The sequence below is a fragment of the Sphingobacterium yanglingense genome (genome assembly GCF_004363245.1).
GTDB lineage: Bacteria > Bacteroidota > Bacteroidia > Sphingobacteriales > Sphingobacteriaceae > Sphingobacterium > Sphingobacterium yanglingense.
In genome coordinates, this window is the sequence record NZ_SNYV01000003.1 from 32,993 (window position 1) to 49,689 (window position 16,697).

A 16,697-nucleotide genomic window follows, 5' to 3' on the forward strand; every position below is an offset into this window, starting at 1 on the left:
ACAGGAATGAACTAAGCATAACCGATCGTCGCCTTCGAGATAGAAATCGCAGCAAATCAGAACGGTAATACATTAGGTTTAAGAAAATGCTTTTTCAAGCTCTTCGATACTTTGCCCCGACCTGCTGTATACGATAGTTTCTCTATCACCGCTTTCAGGTTTCCATTTTTCAATCGTAGTGACCTTATCTTTATATTGCTGCATCTCAGTGGAAATATGGCTCCCCTTTCTGGGGTCTTTAAGACAATCGATAGTAACAGTTACGCCCAGGTATTTCTCTATGAGAACAGGTATTTCCTGATAGCCCTTGGTTTCATCTGTTATGTCAATACAATTATCTTGAGGGTCTTTGCTGAATAGCCTATTGAGCCACCACTGTCTATCATACTTTGTATAGGTCGGAAGGCTATTTAAATAGAATCTAAAACCTCTGTGGACCGTAGTAAAATCGCTACTGACAATATAGTTGTAATGGACAATAGCTTCGATGGATTCCCAGCTTATAGCGCATCTCTTATCAAACAGGGGCATATCAATACAGATTCCATTGCCATCGGCCGATAGTTTGTTTTTTCTTTCTTCAATTATTTTATGTTGCCGCCCAGACAGCGAAAACCCAAACAATACTCCGTATAGAATAAGCAACGGAAAGAAAGCAAATAACGAAATGGTGATCCACCCCGCAACACCGACCTCCCAGTGAAGCGTAATAGCGAAGAAAAGCAGAACGAAGCCTATTATTGAAAATACGGCCAATGGTAAAATAATAAACGCTCTCATCTTTTGTTCTGCTTGATCTTACTATATATTTGTGAGGTCAAATTAGAAAAAAATCATCAGATCCAAACGCTCAACCCAAACATTTCTTTCTTGATAAAAAGCCTATTGGAATTTTAATCTATCGACCAAATCATTGAAATATTGCTTATCCCAAGTTTTAAGTGCAGTATCATCTTTTATGAATGGTACAACATCATCCCTAGTCATAGTTGTTAAATTATCACGCTATAATCGGAAAAATTCCGATTATCCATAGAAAATAACACATTATCATTAATGAACAATACTCGTTAATCCTGTAAAAATTCAATCCGACCGTCCAAAAGGTAACCACAACATTGTCAAAAACCAAAACCCTCCAACCTGCATTAGACAAGTTGGAGGGCGGATCTATCTATAGACTAGAATCAATAACCTGGGTTTTGTTCCAGGTTGGGATTGACCGATTTCTGTGGGTTTGGAATCGGATATACCAACGTCTTCGGATCTGGATCCGCTGGTTTCTCCTGCCATGCCAACAAGAACTTGCCGTAACGGATCAAGTCTTGTCTACGCCATCCCTCCCAGTAGAGCTCCCGCGCGCGTTCGTCCAACAGGTTATCCAGAGTAAGTGTCCCAAACAGAGCTGCACCTCGTTGGGTGCGGATATCATTGACAATCCCCAAGGCCTCTCCAGTTGTCCCATTCCCTCCACGCAATATGGCTTCAGCTTTCATCAATAATACATCCGAGTAGCGGTACACCACCCAGTCATTATTGCGTTGCCCTGTTACGGCATAATCAAAAGCATACTTCATCGGGCGTATCCCTGCGGTCTCTAGTGTAGCGCCCGAGGTGCGGATAGTCACCTCACGGGTGAAGTATAGCGGTGCTGTAGATGGGTTACGGGCATTGAGTGGCTGATTGGTCGTCCAGTTGTATTGCTGTCCTTCAAAAAAGCCTACATTCTGACGGTGATACCCCTTGCTTTTATTGGATGTTGTATCGGCATCATAGGCATAATAGATCCCACGTCGCTCGTCCGTAGAAGTAAATTTATCGTAGTAATCTGACAGCGTACACCAACCATTCCATCCACCAGGACGCATATTATAGTGTGCAATTGTATTCCATGTACGGTCCACATTGCCGCCGCGTACACCATTCTCGTTATAAAGGGTAAAGATATTTTCAGTCGATTTGACATCATTATCGGGGGCAAAATTATCAAAGTATTTGCCGCTTAGCGAAATGCTATAGTTACCGGAAGTGCGTATTTCATTGGCCAGGTTAACGACCTTATTCATGTCTTCGACCGCAAAAGTCGGGTTTTGTCGATTTATAAAAGCTCCTTTATTGAGATACACTTTCATCAGCAATACCCTTGCAGCATTCTTACTTGCGATGTGCGCCTCCCGCGGCCCCTTATCAGGTAAAGCCCCCATGATTTCATTAAGCTCCTTTACCATATAATCGACGGCCTGTTCTGGTGTCAATACTTCAGGGGCTATCTTGAAATCTTCCATCGATGCTCCCTCACGGACTGGCACCTTACCATAGAGATCCAACAGGTCGAATACCATCAATGCACGCAAAAAACGGGCTTCAGCAGCCTGCTGCGCACTAGGATTGTACCTTAAAACATTGGAGGCATTGTACATCGCGGTACCCAAGCTTACGAAGGTGTTATTCATGTAAGCATTGTCCGCAGTCCAAGTATGCAAGTGTATGGCCCTGTGCATACCATTATCATCCCAATCGCCTCCACGTGTCGGTGCCATCGCAGCATCGGTCGACACCTCTTGCATCACCCATCGCTGCTCCTGTTGGTATGGTGTATTCAATGAGCTGTAAGCCGTCACCAACAAACCTCCCGCATCGACTTCCGACACTCCTTCTTCCAATTCTCCCTTGAACTCTTCGTTCAGCTTAGTACATGAAAATGAGCCTACAGACACTGCGCCTGCCAAAGCCATATATAATATTGTTCTAAATTTCATCTGTTTGTAGTTTTTATTATCCACTATTCTTTTTCCTTTAACTCCGAAGTACCTCATCTCCTAAAGTGAAAAGTTGACCCCAAAGAGAACATTTCGCGCAGGAGGATAAGGAAGGTATTCGATACCTAACGATGGAATACCATTGGACGAACCATCGGTATTGACCTCTGGATCAAAGCCTGAATACTTAGTGATGATAAACAGATTCTGTCCTGTCAGTGAAACATTCAGATTTTTGATAGTATTACCAATATTACCCACACGATAACTCAATGTAAGGTTGGCCATCTTGAGATAGTCTCCTTTTTCGAGGTAACGGTCAGATGGTGCCGAAGAGTTGGACGTAGACTCTTTGACAGAGGTATCAAAGAATGTAGATCCAATATTACGGTCGGATAAATTACTCACGCCCAAATTGGTTGCTGCTGTATTATTAAACAGGTAGTGACCTAGAGCGCCATTCATATTAGCGACGAGAGACACCTTCTTGTACGATACATTGGTCGATACACCCAATAGTGTGGTCGGATTGGGACTATTAGAATAGAATTTGTTGGTTGCCGGATCATTGTTGGAACTGACACTACCATCATAGCCCTTATACATACTCATACCTGTCTGGGGATCTATACCTTGAAAATCGGCCAGATACCACACATTGAGCGGCTGGCCATTGGTCATACGCTGACCTAACACGCCGGTAAATCCCTGCCCGCGCAATGCGCCAGTTTCATAGTACCCCAAAAGACCACTTACACTATTCTTAAGGAAGGTCGCATTTCCAGATAGGTCCCAGGTCCAGTCTGTATTTTTAATCAGTGTACCCGTAAGAGCGATCTCTACCCCTTTATTAACAATCTCCCCATCCAGATTGACCCAGATACGGCCTGCTGGTCCAGGCATAGCCAAGGTCTGCTCGAATAACGCATCAGTTGTCTTTTTATTAAAATAATCTACCGATCCATAGATACGATTGTTGAGCACAGAAAAATCAACCCCGACATTGACCGTAGCAGAAGATTCCCATTTTAGATCAGGATTTTTCAGATTCGCCTGACTAATAGCTTGGGTTGTAAAGACCATTCGGTCGCGTGAGGCTCCCGATGGGAACTCTTGGTTACCCGTACGTCCCCAGCCCAAGCGCAGTTTTAACTGATCGATAAAAGAATTGGATTTCAGAAAGCTCTCCTCGGCTATATTCCACGCCACAGCTACTGAAGGAAACATCGCATACTTATTGTTTTTACCAAATTTGGTCGATCCATCCCGTCTTAATGTTGCCGTAATCAAATAACGGTTGAGGTAGTTGGCCCCACCCCTGGCAAACATGGACTGCAACTGGTTGGTCGGGCTACGGTATGAAGCAATCTCCCGTGTCGCTACAGACGAGTATTGTAGATAGTCAAAATAGCTGAGCCCCATATAGCTAAAACCGCCACCAAAGGCTATATTATTATTATAGTTATAATCTAGATATTCGTAACCCCCCATTGCATTGATACTCCAATCGGAGTTGATCTGTTTATTATAGGAAAGCATGTGCGTCATCTGCATGTTAGTCTCCCCATTATTCGAGTTAAACGCCTGTTCATTCTTGGCATTCGAAGGGTCGATCAGCCCTGCACGGTACATACCCTGACGATTACCAGTCTGACGCATCACACTGTAGATGAAGCGGTATTCTAGATCATCTGTTATCTTATAGTAAGGTGCGATATTCACAATAGTGGTATTCGTTACCGATTCATCCTTGAAGGCATCAATACTGGTCAAAGGATTACGTGTAGTGGTACTGACAAAGGTATGTTTGCCATTGGCATCAATAAGTGGCCGTGTCGGATTCCATTGTAACGCTTGGGATATCAGGTTACCTTCTGACCCGACTACAGCGCTGATGGGTGCATAATTATTGTCCATCTGCGTCAAAAAAGCCGCAAAATCGAGCCCGAGTCTTTTATTTTCTAAAAACCTGAAGTTACCAGAAACATTAGCTGTATATTTTTTGAGCTGGGAGCTCTTAATAATTCCATTTTGATTCAGATACCCTCCTGACACCCGGTATTTGCCATGCTCTGTACCCCCTACTACATCGGCATAATAATTCCGGGTAACGGCATTTCTAGTGATAGCCTTAAAGGCATCCTCGCTCTCCCCGTAATCTGCTGTACTAGCGTCGCCCGGGGTATAATATTTTAAAGCTTCTCTAAAACGTCCTGCATCGAGCACGTCTGGAAAATCGCGCATGCTAGAAATCCCCGCCGATGCCCCAACAGAAAGTTCAGGCGAACCGACTTTTCCTTTTTTTGTTGTGATAATGACGACACCATTAGCTCCACGTGAACCATATATAGCCGTAGCAGATGCATCCTTGAGGATGTCCATACTCACGATATCACTCGGATTGAGATAAGACAATGCGTTACCACGATCCGAAGTAAAGCCTCCACGCCCCTCTGGGAGAGGTGAATTGCCCGACATCGGCACACCGTCCAACACAAACAATGGATTATTGCTGGAACGTATAGATGAATTACCCCGGATACTCACTGTCGTAGCACCTCCCGGTTGTCCGGTATTATTAATAACCATCACTCCAGGAGTCTTACCCTGGATCAGCTGATCGGGGCTCGTCGTCAATCCTCGGTTAAAATCTTTGACACCGATAGTAACCATGGAACCTGTCAAGTCTCTTTTGCGAGCGGTACCATAGCCGATGACGACGACCTCGTCAAGCCCCTGATCTGCGGCCGGTTCCATTGTGATAGTCATATAATCTCCCGAAATAGGAACCTGAGTTACATTGTAACCAATGTAATTAACTTCCAGCAATCGAGCGTCCTGAGAAATATCCAACTGAAAATCGCCGGTAGGTCCCGAACTCGTACCCGCTGAGGTACCAGATACCCTAATCGTAGCACCTGCAATAGGATTTGCAGATTCATCTACAATCTTCCCCTTGAGCAATCTGGTCTGGGTGAAGGCTGTAACAGTAATCAGTAATAATGCCAAGGACATTACACTTGATTTGAGTAGTTCTTTGTTCATACTGCTTGTGTTTTTTGGTTTATTGATTGGTATCACCCCAAACCATTGCCGAATGGCAGTTCAGAGCGCTACATACAGTTTATCATTGATTACATAAAAATGGGAAAAACAAAAACTCCGCAGCATTCACAGCGTCTCAACTTTTTATCATTGCGTGTCAGACAAGCTCGTTTTAAACTATTTATTACTTATTTTAGCTTTAAGATCTAAGTTTTGAAAAAGATAGTCTCTCTATATATGGTATTGATGCTGTTGCTACACGGTCGTGTGGAAGCACAATCCACTTATTTTCGCAGCTACCAGACCATCGATGGCCTATCAAACAACGCGGTGACTGCCATAACTCAAGACGAACAAGGCTTCCTTTGGTTTGGTACACGTAATGGTCTCAATCGCTTCGATGGTCACCAATTCAAGGTATTCAGTCATACCGACTCTGCGACTTTACGCATAGGAAGCTCGTCTATACTAAGTCTCCTGACGGATAGCAAAGGTACTATGTGGGTTGGTACCACTCATGGCTTGTATCGGTACATACCTGATCGGGAAGCCTTTAATTATATAGAAGAAGTGCCAATGGAAGAGATCCGCTTTATAAAGCAGACAACGGACTATATCTGGTTTGTTTCCAATGGCCGTCTATATCGTTATAGTTTGAAGGGACAGACGTTCAAGGTATTCAATCAACTCATAGACCGGATAATCGCTGCCAGTACAAACCACAATCAGGATCTATGGTTAGTAGACAGCCGTCATGCCATACTACGGTATAATACGAAAGAGGACAAGTTTACCACTATAGATCTCCGTGCACTACATCCGAACATACGATCCAGTATCAAAACAGTATATGGCATCAACGACTCGCTGATCATTATCGGTACAGCCTATACAGCCTACCTATTGGACTGTACGGAAAACAAACTGACAGACCTTATCACAAAACGACACCCACAAAAGGCAATCTTGGTCCACGGTGTGATCCAACAAAGTCCGTCCGCCCTATGGATAGGTACTGAAATGGGAATCTACAGCTATGATCTCCGTAAAGGTACAATCAGTCATATCAAGAAAGATCCCCTCAATCCATTTTCTCTATCGGACAACGTCGTGATAAACTTTTTTAAGGACCGGGAAGGAAGTGTATGGGCTGGGACATTTTTTGGTGGGGTAAACCAGTATAGCAGTCAGTTTGAAAACTTTAAAAAGCACCTACAGGGAAATGGAAAGTTTTCACTTTCGGGGAATGTGATCCATGAAATCGCAAAAGACAAATACGGCAACTTCTGGATAGGGACGGAAGACGGGGGGCTAAACAGGATATTAGCTAACTCGAATAAGGTACAACATTTCAAAGCCGACGGCAAGCCAGGAAGTATAACTCATAATAATCTACATGGACTGGCAATGATGGGCGATGAACTATGGGTAGGTTCTACATCACATGGACTGGATATTCTAGATTTAAAAACCGGTTTATTAAAAAGGCATTATAGGGGGATTGGGGAAGGCCTGACACGAAGCAAATTTGTAGTATGTCTCTATAAGACCCGAGACGAAACCATGTTTGTAGGAACGGACAAAGGGCTATACATCTACGATAAGAAGAAAAGAGAATTTCAACTAGCGCCTATCCCATTGGCATGGATACAGGGGATATACGAAGATGCAGAAGGTATATTGTGGATCAACACTTATGGCAGTGGCGTAATCGTATATGACCGTATAGCAGGCACAAATCGCCAACTTCTTTCCCAGCCCGGTAAGGGGAACACTTTGGTCAACAATTACGTTAATGGGCTTTTTGAGGATAGCAAAAAAAACATTTGGTTGGCTACTGAGGCTGGACTCTCCAAATACCGAAGAAACGGAGAATTCACCACCTACCTCAACCAATTGGGGCTTCCTTCGACACAGGTTTTCAAAGTACTGGAAGATGACAACCACACGATATGGGTATCTACAGGGAGTGGGTTGGTAAAACTGGAAGAGAACAGTCCGGAGGAAACGATATTTACGGCACGGGATGGCCTTCCAACCGATCAGTTCAATTACAACTCGGCATTTAAGGATAGCGATGGGACACTCTATTTTGGTACGATAAAGGGAATGGTCAGCTTCAACCCGGCCAAGACGATAAAGAACAATTTTGTACCGCCCGTATTCATCAGCAATCTCCAGATCAACAATAAGGATGTAACCATAAGCAAGGACGGCTTTCTGAAACGCTCTATATCACTATCAAAAGAGCTTAGACTGACACACGATCATTCGAATATTAACTTCAATATCGCTGCATTGAGCTTTGCCTCTCCCGAAAGCAACGTATATAGCTACATCATGGAGGGTTACGATAAGGAATGGACGACAATAACTGGCAATCAAAAGATATATTACAATAAACTGCCCCCAGGTACATATACTTTTAGATATATCGGGGCCAATAATAGTAAACTCTGGAATCAGACCGAAAAAACACTGCGTATCATCGTCTCGCCTCCCTGGTGGCGTTCGATCTGGGCCTACACCTTCTACCTCTTAATCATGGGAGCAATTGTTTTTCTGATTTTGCGGTATTACTTTTTATGGGTGCAGGCGAGCAATGTACGAAAGATGGACAATTATGAAAGAGAAAAAGAACGGGAAATGTACAATCTCAAGTTAGAATCTTTCACCAATCTAGCCCATGAGATTAGGACTCCTCTTACGCTGATAAAAATGCCCTTGGAGAAAATAATGAACGGGAGCAAAATCGTGGACGAAGACACCAAACAGGACCTTGCGCTGATTGAAAAAAACACGTTAAGATTAATCATCCTGACGAATCAACTTTTAGATTTTAGAAAAGCAGAAAATAATAATATGAGCCTTATTTTTACAAAGACAGAGATCAACACCCTTCTCGATGAAGTATTCAATGATTTGCGACCTCTCGCTAAGGAAAAAAAACTAACATACCAACTGCTGCTACCTCGTATTACCCTGACAGCTTATGTGGATAGCGAAGCGCTTCGAAAAATATTCACAAACCTGATCCATAATGCCATTAAATATGCGCACAGAGAAGTGGAAATAAAACTGTTGCCTTTCAACAGTGATGACATCATGTTCAATGTAGAGTTTGGCAATGATGGATCGATTATTCCCTTTGATAAAAAAGACAAAATATTTGAACCTTTCTACCGACTGTATGATGCAGACAAAAATACTGGAACAGGGATCGGACTACCTCTCTCCCGCTCCTTAGCAGAGCTTCATCATGGCTCCCTGTCTCTCGTATATACTAAAGGCGAACGGAATCTCTTTTTGCTTTCCTGCCCGATACTGCAAGACGAGCAAAATGACAAGCAGTCGCCCAACGACCCTCCGGCCGCTCCTTCTGAACAACAGGGAATCGCTGTCGAAGAAAATCCAGAAAAAGAAAACCCTATTATTCTCGTTGTAGAAGACAATAAGGAGATACTGGCCTATCTAAACAAAGAGCTCAAGGGAAATTACTCGATACTAAGAGCCGGTAATGGCGCAGAAGCCATGGAAATCATAGAAGCCAATGATGTACAACTGGTTCTTACTGATATTATGATGCCGATTATGGATGGCATGGCACTGTGTAAGCGCATAAAATCAGACATCTTATACAGCCACATTCCAGTCATCTTTCTAACGGCAAAAAATGGATTGGATGCCAAAATAGAAGGATTAAAAAGTGGAGCTGATGCTTATATCGAAAAACCGTTTTCCCTGGAGTACCTACTGGTGAACATCCGTAATATGCTCAACAACCGTAAAATCGTCAAAGATTATTTTACGGCACCATCAACTTCCAACGTATTGGATATGCATGTATCTGAACCCGATAAGGATTTTATAGATCAGCTCCATCGGGTTATCTATGAACAGATTGACTCGACAGAGCTTAATGTTGAGGTACTGGCCAAATCTATGAATATGAGCAGACCGACATTGTATCGCAAGATAAAAGGCCTGTCCGACCTCAGCCCTAACGAATTGATCAATATCTCGAGATTACGAAAAGCTGCCGAACTACTACTACTAAAGAAACATTCGATAGCTCAGATTGCAACCATGGTAGGCTATTCGGTACAATCAAACTTTTCGAGAGATTTTCATAAACACTATAGTATGACCCCCAGCTTATATATCACTGTACACAGCGATCAGGTATCCCCGACAGAATAGTGCCCCAGTTTGACAAAGGATCAATCCTTCTTACCGACGTCCTGCTGATTTTTAGGACGTGCGTACGCAGCGCTGAACACCATGGCTAGTCCTGTCCCTATAAAGATGACCACAGCTACAGAAATAGCAATCTTGACCAGCTGGGTATAATCTACAGCTACCCAGCCCCACATATAGTTGAGCGACACAAAACCTACTACAAGTAAAGACACAACGAATAGAAATGTAATAATATGCTTCATGGCCTACAGTTTATTTAAATAATCCTTCTTCTTCTCTTCGAACTCTTCCTGGGTAATGATATTTTCATCCAACAGAAGCTTGAGCTTGCGCAATTGTTCCATTGGATCTACCCCTACGGTAGGTTGCGTGACTTCATCAATAGAATTGCTGAACACCTTACCCAGACTCATACCTGCTCCAAGCCCGACTCCTGCTCCAGCAAGCCCGCCTTCATTTTTGGCAGCATCACGTAGGGCACGAAGTTTTTCCAACTCGACGTAGCTAAGTCCTCCCTCTGAAGCGGCATGGCTATCGGCCGTAATATCGGCAATCTTACCGATACGAGTCTGTGTCTCCTCATCAAATGAGTTTCCTTCGATCCTGAAGTCGCGGAGCACGAGACCAAAGGCTTCAAAATCCTGCACAAGCCGATCTCTCATAGTAGTAGACAACCGGGCAATCTCCGCATCGATCTTGGTATAAGGCATTTTCTCTTCTGCCAAACAGGAAGTCAGCACCTGCTGGATACGAGCCTGTATCGCCTCGCGGAATGCTTCGGTACTATAGGTATCTTGCGAACCGACATATTCTGTAAAAAAACGCCCTGCATCGCTAAGACGGTATGAAAAATTACCAAAAGCAGATAACTGGATCGGAATCTTATAGTACTCGTCCATATATTTGATTGGTGAAGATGTACCCCAGCCCTGATTAACCACCTCCGCCTTGCGGTAGAAGTAAAGCCCCATCTTGTGTTCACTCTCAAACAACTGGGCCACCTTAAGCAATGAGGTGATGAAAGGATGATTGTCCGTCCGGATATTGTAAACGCCCTCGGTATCGATCACATCAGTAATCTTGCCTTCATATACCAAGACACAACCCTGTCCTGGAGCAATTATCAATTTACTGGCGTTCTTTATTTCGTCTGTCGCTGCAGGATATTTCCACACCAACAATCCAGGAGCCTGCGGCTGCCATTCGATGACTGTAGCGACTTGTTTCTTAAAAAAATTGAATAGTCCCATCTTTTACTTTTTAAATAATTCGTCCTTATTTATATCTTTTACAATTGTCCCATCGTTGCCCATAATGATAAGCCAGTTGGTACGGGCCGTAGAAGCTCTATCATAATAGCCAAACACGAGACCACCTGCGTAACCGTACATAACGTGTTCGAAAGCATAGTTATCACTCGCTGGCGTATAGTTCCACACAATCTTGCCTGTCTCCGTATCTATTTTTTGAAGGAACCTATTGCCTTCAGGATTAGCATTGGGCAACCCTGAGATATACACATTGGCACTATCCTGATACTCGATCTTGGCATCAAAGTAAAGACGATCGGGAGTGAGATCTACGAATTTATTTATCCGTGAATCTTTAAATAGTTTTTTGACATAAGGAAATGAACCGTAGTAGATACCCGATTTCTTTGGATAGTCATACACCTTCTCCCATACCACCTGATAAGAATAGGGCAACATAATAGGGTAACCAGGATTGTGCTGGTACCAGTATTTGAGCAGTTGGATCTTCTCATTGGGATAGTCCCGGCTTTTTTCGGATATTGCATACCGTATCAAAGGACTTGCACCCGGCAATAAACTGGAAAGTCCAATCCCTGCATTACGTCGTTCGGAATGGTCCTTATAAATCTTGCGGACCAACGGATAATAATAGTATTCCTTACCGTCATTGGTCATAATATTGAATCCATCCCCTTCTACTTCTTGGGTAAAACGCAACGTAGCGATACCGGAAGCAAACTCGGGCACACCTGCAAAGAAGGTCTCCGTCATATCGATAAGCTCGTTTTTCGCTGGATCGATTTTGTAAACCCGGTTGCTCTTATCTGCGCAGATATAATGTGCACCATCGCTGAACGTAGTGCTCTTTACATAAAAATCATCTTTCCAACCAGGTAGGAGAACGTCATTCACGATCTTTTCTTTTAAGGGATCGTAAAAACGGGCAAAGTATTCGGCATTCTCCCGATCAAAGCTAGTTTTGCTACGAGCGATGATAAAAAGTAACATTGGGTTCTTGCTGTTATAAGCAGTGAAGGCCAAATTGTCTTTTATCCTTTCATAATAGGAAGGTTCCTTTGTAATCTTATCGATATAACCCGTATTTGAAGTCCCACTGTTATTACTTCCACAGTTACGGATCAGGCTCACAAAAAACAACAAAAACAGAAATCCAGCCAGTGCAAATATGATATTCCGTTTAGTATTGGGGTCAAGATTATTGCCACTGTACTGGTGCTTTATATTGACATTGATATCATCATTATCCAAAAAGTACTCAGTCCCGCAATGGTTACAGATATAATGGTCTTCCTTAACATTCTGCTTCTTTACACTACCACATTGGGGACATTTTAATGCCTTTATTTGTTTTGCCATGCTCGCTATAACGTATTATGAGAATAAAATTAAAGAAGTCCCTGTACAAAGGCAAATCGGTTTACAATACGTCCCCTGTATTACGAATAATAAAAGTTATAGCGATATTCATTTAGTTACTTAACAGATCATAAATCGTGTATATAAATTATCAGCTTGGTTTGTCGTCCTCTTTACCGGACGGGCAATCCACTTTTTCCTCAAAAGTGGAGCAAAACTCGTCGCTGTACCGTATTGGCACAACGGAAGTGCCTCTCAGTGCTATTGCCAATCCGCTAAGGCGACATTAAACGAAAATTTACAGATAGCATATTGTAAATATTTAAATGAATAGCTCAGAAAAGTTATAAAAAACAGATTCTTTACTTCCCGTAGTTATGTTTAAGCAGGTAATAGTAGGCCACTGTCGAGTGGTGCAGCATAATTTTAGTCTTGTCTCTGCTGTAATCAAACTGCTCAAAGTAACTGCTGTCTGGATACAGAACGACTTGCTTGCCGGTACGTACGTACTCGTTGCTATTGACGAAGTCTGGAATGACAAAATCAGGATAGTATTTCTTGATCTGCTTGCCAGTAAATTTGCCGAGATACTTCTGATAACGGTCTACCGCTTTTTGCGATGGATTCGTCATTTTTTTATAAAGTGAGTTGAAAAATAGGCGTTTGAAAAAGCTCTGCTTTTTGAGTGTAGCGCGTAGAGCGGGCACAGGATTGACATCGGGCAGGTCGGAAATAGTCTGCACAGTAAAGGGAGACTGTGGCACCCAATCTTCGGTATTGACGACATGCTGCGACCATCCCTCTCCTACGCTATGCTCATAATCATAGGCAAAATAAAGATTGCCAGGCTTGGGACTCGCACTGGTATAGACCTTGATGCGCATATCTGCCGGCAATTTGCCTGCCTTTTGCAGCTGTAATAGGTAGGCGCTCATGATATAGGTAATTCCGCCCCCTTGACTATGGCCAGAAAGAACAAAATCCCGTATACCTGAGCGGTAGCATGAATCAATCTTGGGCAATACATCGCGCAATAAGAATGCGGAACTAAAAACATATCCTGCATGGACTGCCGCCCGCGGGTGCTCTGCCAGGGTATATTCAAATTCAAAATCTTTCTCGATATGTAAGACTCCCTTGGCAGGGATCTGTGCCGCAAATAAATTGGCCAACCAGCTCTCGCCCTCCCGTGTAGAACCCCGTGTACAGATGACTGCGACACGCTCGTCCATGAGCCACAGCTGCCAATGATTGACCAGTCCGACCTCGCCACTCTTATAAAGCAAACGGGAATGCTCGGGATTTGGAATATACCGGGCCATCTCCGGGCTCTCCGAAAAACGTGCATTAATAGCCAAAATCTCTGTAAACTCGGCCTTGTCGAAACCAGGCTGGAGCACCTGCGCATAGCCACCAATAGGAAGCCCTAAGGCTAAGAAAAAATATAGACAGATCTTTTTGCAAAGCAAGGGTATTTCCATAAGTATCTTATATAGCATTGTAGTTTCCTAAAGTTATGACTTTTAGATTAGAATATTTCGCATAACTTTAGATATTAAGAAGAGATGATAAAGTTTTTAAAACGAAGTATGCAGGTAATCCTAGCCCTCATTGTACTGCTTGTCCTAGTGACACTATTGTACATGCAACACGATAGATTTGGAAAAAATGCTAGTGGCTCACGCCTAGCGCTAATGCAGAGCAAACCCAACTATAAGGAGGGGGCTTTTGATAACCTAGAACATACACCGGCCCTAGCCGAGGGAACCAGCTATTCGAAAATGCTGAAAGAGTTTTTCTTTGCCAAGAAGGTACGGAATATCCCCAAAGACCTTATCCCCGTAGAAAAAAATGACTTACACCACTTGCCCATAGACAGTAATCTCTATGTATGGTTTGGACATTCGTCCTATTATATCCAACTGGACGGAAAAAAAATATTAGTGGATCCCGTATTCAGCAAATATGCTACACCTGTGCGGGTGAGTGTACGCGCCTTCGATAGCGAATACAACTACCAGGTCGAGGACCTACCGGAGATTGATATCCTTTTTATTACGCACGACCACTGGGATCACCTAGATTATAATACCTTCATGAAACTGAAGGACAAGGTCAAACATATCGTGACGGGACTCGGGGTAGGCGCACATCTAGAAAAATGGGGATATCCTGCCGCGCAGATCACTGAACTCTACTGGGGAGACCAAGCTCAAATAGACGGGTTCGAGATTCACTCGACTACAGCTAGGCACTTTTCGGGAAGAACCTTCAAACGCAATACGACACTATGGTCCTCATTTGTGCTAAAAGGCTCTAAACAAATCTTTATCGGAGGGGATAGTGGCTATGGTAAGCACTTCAAAGAAATCGGTAATACCTATGGTCCCTTTGATTTTGCGATTCTGGAGAATGGGCAATACAATGCCATGTGGAAGTATATACATATGATGCCAGAGGAGGTAGTCACTGCAGCACAGGATTTACAGGCCCGCTATCTGATCCCGGTACATTCGGCCAAGTTTCCATTGGCCAACCATGCCTGGGATGAACCCCTAAAGCGGGTTACAGAAGCGGCCACAGCCCAACATATAGCGATCATAACACCGAAGATAGGACAAATAGTATCTTTAGAAGAGTATAAACTATATCCGCGCTGGTGGGAAGGTCTGGAGTAAAACATATCCCGCTTTTTTTTGTTTAATTAATGTAGATTAAGTTTTGGACCAAAAACTTGACCGACCTTTGCATTGTACAAACAAAAACAAGAACATATGAAAACTGTATTAAGCGTATTTACTGCACTCGTCCTTTTTACGAACATAAGCTTCGCACAGGTAGGCTGGACTATAGACCCTGCACATACCAATGCAAGATTTGAGGTCAAACACTTAGGAATCGCTATTGTAGATGGTGCTTTTACCAAACTAGAAGGTACTGTGGAAACAGCAAATGCAACGGACTTTGACAAGGCTAAGGTGAACTTCTCTATCGATGTAAACAGCATCAATACACGCGTACAGATGCGTGATGACCACTTGAAAAGTGACGATTTCTTCAACGCAGAAAAATATCCAAAAATGACGTTGACCAATGCCTCACTTAATCATGCAAAAGGTGGGTTCGTCCTAACCGGAGATCTTACGATCCGTGATGTCACCAAAAAGGTAACATTCCAGGTAAAACAGAACGGTGGTATCATCACTGATCCGTGGGGCAAAACCCGCGCAGGATTTACAGCGACAACATCGATCAACCGCTTTGACTACAACATCAAATACAACGACAAACTACCTACAGGTGTAGATGCAGTTGCTCCGACAGTAGAAATCATTGTCTACGTAGAGGCTGTAAAAAACTAGTCGTCTCGCTATAATCCAGTTAGCGGATTATCTACAAATTGCCTTTATATGCAAGCTTTCAATATTGCATATAAAGGCAATTTTCGTTAAGTTTATACTCGAAAAACAATCTAAACAAAATAGAAGAGGTACAAATGGAATTAGCTGTCAAGAATATGGTCTGTAAGCGTTGTGTGTCGGCAGTAGAGGACATCCTGAATCAGTTGGAGATTCCTTTTTCAAACGTACAGCTAGGTACGATCCAATTTGCATCGGCTATACCCGAAAAGCAAACCGAACAGATCCGTACGGCACTAGAAAATATTGGATTCGAACTCATTGAAGACCCTAAAGACAACTTAGCAAAAGAAGTAAAAACACTACTGATTGAGCTCGTAGGTGCGCTGAATACGGAGCCGATCAAACTATCGGCCTATCTCAGTGAAAAACTCGGGACCAACTACCACACGATAAGCTCTGTATTCTCTCAACAGGAGGGAATTACGGTAGAGAAGTATTATATACAGTTGAAGATTGAAAAAGCCAAGGAGCTTCTTTCTTATAATGAACTGTCACTGAAAGAAATCGCTTATCGCCTCAACTATAGTAGTGTGGCACACCTCAGCAAACAGTTTAAGGAAATTGTAGGCGTATCTGCCTCGACTTTCCGCTCTGAAAAACGGATGGACAGAAAATACCTAGACCAGCTTTAGTCGACCAAT

The 16,697-nt window shown here is 43.1% G+C and carries 11 protein-coding genes; 4 read left to right on the top strand and 7 right to left on the bottom strand.

The genetic code is table 11. The annotated features are described in order from the left end of the window. Positions 1 to 78: 78 nt before the first annotated feature. The 3 genes from CLV99_RS01230 to CLV99_RS01240 all read right to left on the bottom strand — a co-directional run bounded on the left by CLV99_RS01230 (position 79) and on the right by CLV99_RS01240 (position 5,804). Positions 79 to 780 (bottom strand): hypothetical protein, encoded by a 702-nt coding sequence (locus tag CLV99_RS01230; RefSeq protein WP_133582673.1) that lies wholly within the window; start codon positions 778 to 780, stop codon positions 79 to 81. 407 nt (positions 781 to 1,187) lie between these two features. Beyond that, positions 1,188 to 2,759 (bottom strand): RagB/SusD family nutrient uptake outer membrane protein, encoded by a 1,572-nt coding sequence (locus CLV99_RS01235; RefSeq protein WP_133582674.1) that lies wholly within the window; start codon positions 2,757 to 2,759, stop codon positions 1,188 to 1,190. A gap of 60 nt (positions 2,760 to 2,819) precedes the next feature. Continuing rightward, positions 2,820 to 5,804 (bottom strand): SusC/RagA family TonB-linked outer membrane protein, encoded by a 2,985-nt coding sequence (locus CLV99_RS01240; protein ID WP_133582675.1) that lies wholly within the window; start codon positions 5,802 to 5,804, stop codon positions 2,820 to 2,822. 213 nt (positions 5,805 to 6,017) lie between these two features. Here CLV99_RS01240 and CLV99_RS01245 point away from each other — a divergent pair, with 213 nt between their 5' ends. Further along, the gene (locus tag CLV99_RS01245; RefSeq protein ID WP_246032676.1) at positions 6,018 to 10,004 is read left to right on the top strand and encodes a two-component regulator propeller domain-containing protein; all 3,987 of its coding nucleotides are present in this window, start codon (positions 6,018 to 6,020) and stop codon (positions 10,002 to 10,004) included. 20 nt (positions 10,005 to 10,024) lie between these two features. Here CLV99_RS01245 and CLV99_RS01250 read toward each other — a convergent pair whose 3' ends face one another. The 4 genes from CLV99_RS01250 to CLV99_RS01265 all read right to left on the bottom strand — a co-directional run bounded on the left by CLV99_RS01250 (position 10,025) and on the right by CLV99_RS01265 (position 14,115). Next, positions 10,025 to 10,246 (bottom strand): hypothetical protein, encoded by a 222-nt coding sequence (locus CLV99_RS01250; protein WP_133582676.1) that lies wholly within the window; start codon positions 10,244 to 10,246, stop codon positions 10,025 to 10,027. 3 nt (positions 10,247 to 10,249) lie between these two features. After that, the gene (locus CLV99_RS01255; RefSeq protein ID WP_133582677.1) at positions 10,250 to 11,254 is read right to left on the bottom strand and encodes an SPFH domain-containing protein; all 1,005 of its coding nucleotides are present in this window, start codon (positions 11,252 to 11,254) and stop codon (positions 10,250 to 10,252) included. Between the two features lie 3 nt (positions 11,255 to 11,257). Further along, positions 11,258 to 12,634 carry a hypothetical protein gene (locus tag CLV99_RS01260; RefSeq protein WP_133582678.1) on the bottom strand — a complete coding sequence of 459 codons (1,377 nt, stop codon included), beginning with the start codon at positions 12,632 to 12,634 and terminating at the stop codon, positions 11,258 to 11,260. Between the two features lie 362 nt (positions 12,635 to 12,996). Next, complete coding sequence (locus CLV99_RS01265) at positions 12,997 to 14,115, bottom strand: lipase family protein (RefSeq protein WP_162849972.1); 1,119 nt, start codon at positions 14,113 to 14,115, stop codon at positions 12,997 to 12,999. A gap of 108 nt (positions 14,116 to 14,223) precedes the next feature. Here CLV99_RS01265 and CLV99_RS01270 point away from each other — a divergent pair, with 108 nt between their 5' ends. The 3 genes from CLV99_RS01270 to CLV99_RS01280 all read left to right on the top strand — a co-directional run bounded on the left by CLV99_RS01270 (position 14,224) and on the right by CLV99_RS01280 (position 16,688). Then, positions 14,224 to 15,312: an MBL fold metallo-hydrolase gene (locus CLV99_RS01270; RefSeq protein WP_133582680.1), complete on the top strand. Its 1,089-nt coding sequence runs from the start codon at positions 14,224 to 14,226 to the stop codon at positions 15,310 to 15,312. A 96-nt stretch (positions 15,313 to 15,408) separates the two neighbouring features. Next, positions 15,409 to 15,996 carry a YceI family protein gene (locus CLV99_RS01275; RefSeq protein WP_133582681.1) on the top strand — a complete coding sequence of 196 codons (588 nt, stop codon included), beginning with the start codon at positions 15,409 to 15,411 and terminating at the stop codon, positions 15,994 to 15,996. Between the two features lie 134 nt (positions 15,997 to 16,130). Further along, entirely contained in the window at positions 16,131 to 16,688 is a 558-nt protein-coding gene (locus CLV99_RS01280) for a helix-turn-helix domain-containing protein (protein ID WP_133582682.1), read from the top strand. Positions 16,689 to 16,697 lie beyond the last annotated feature (9 nt).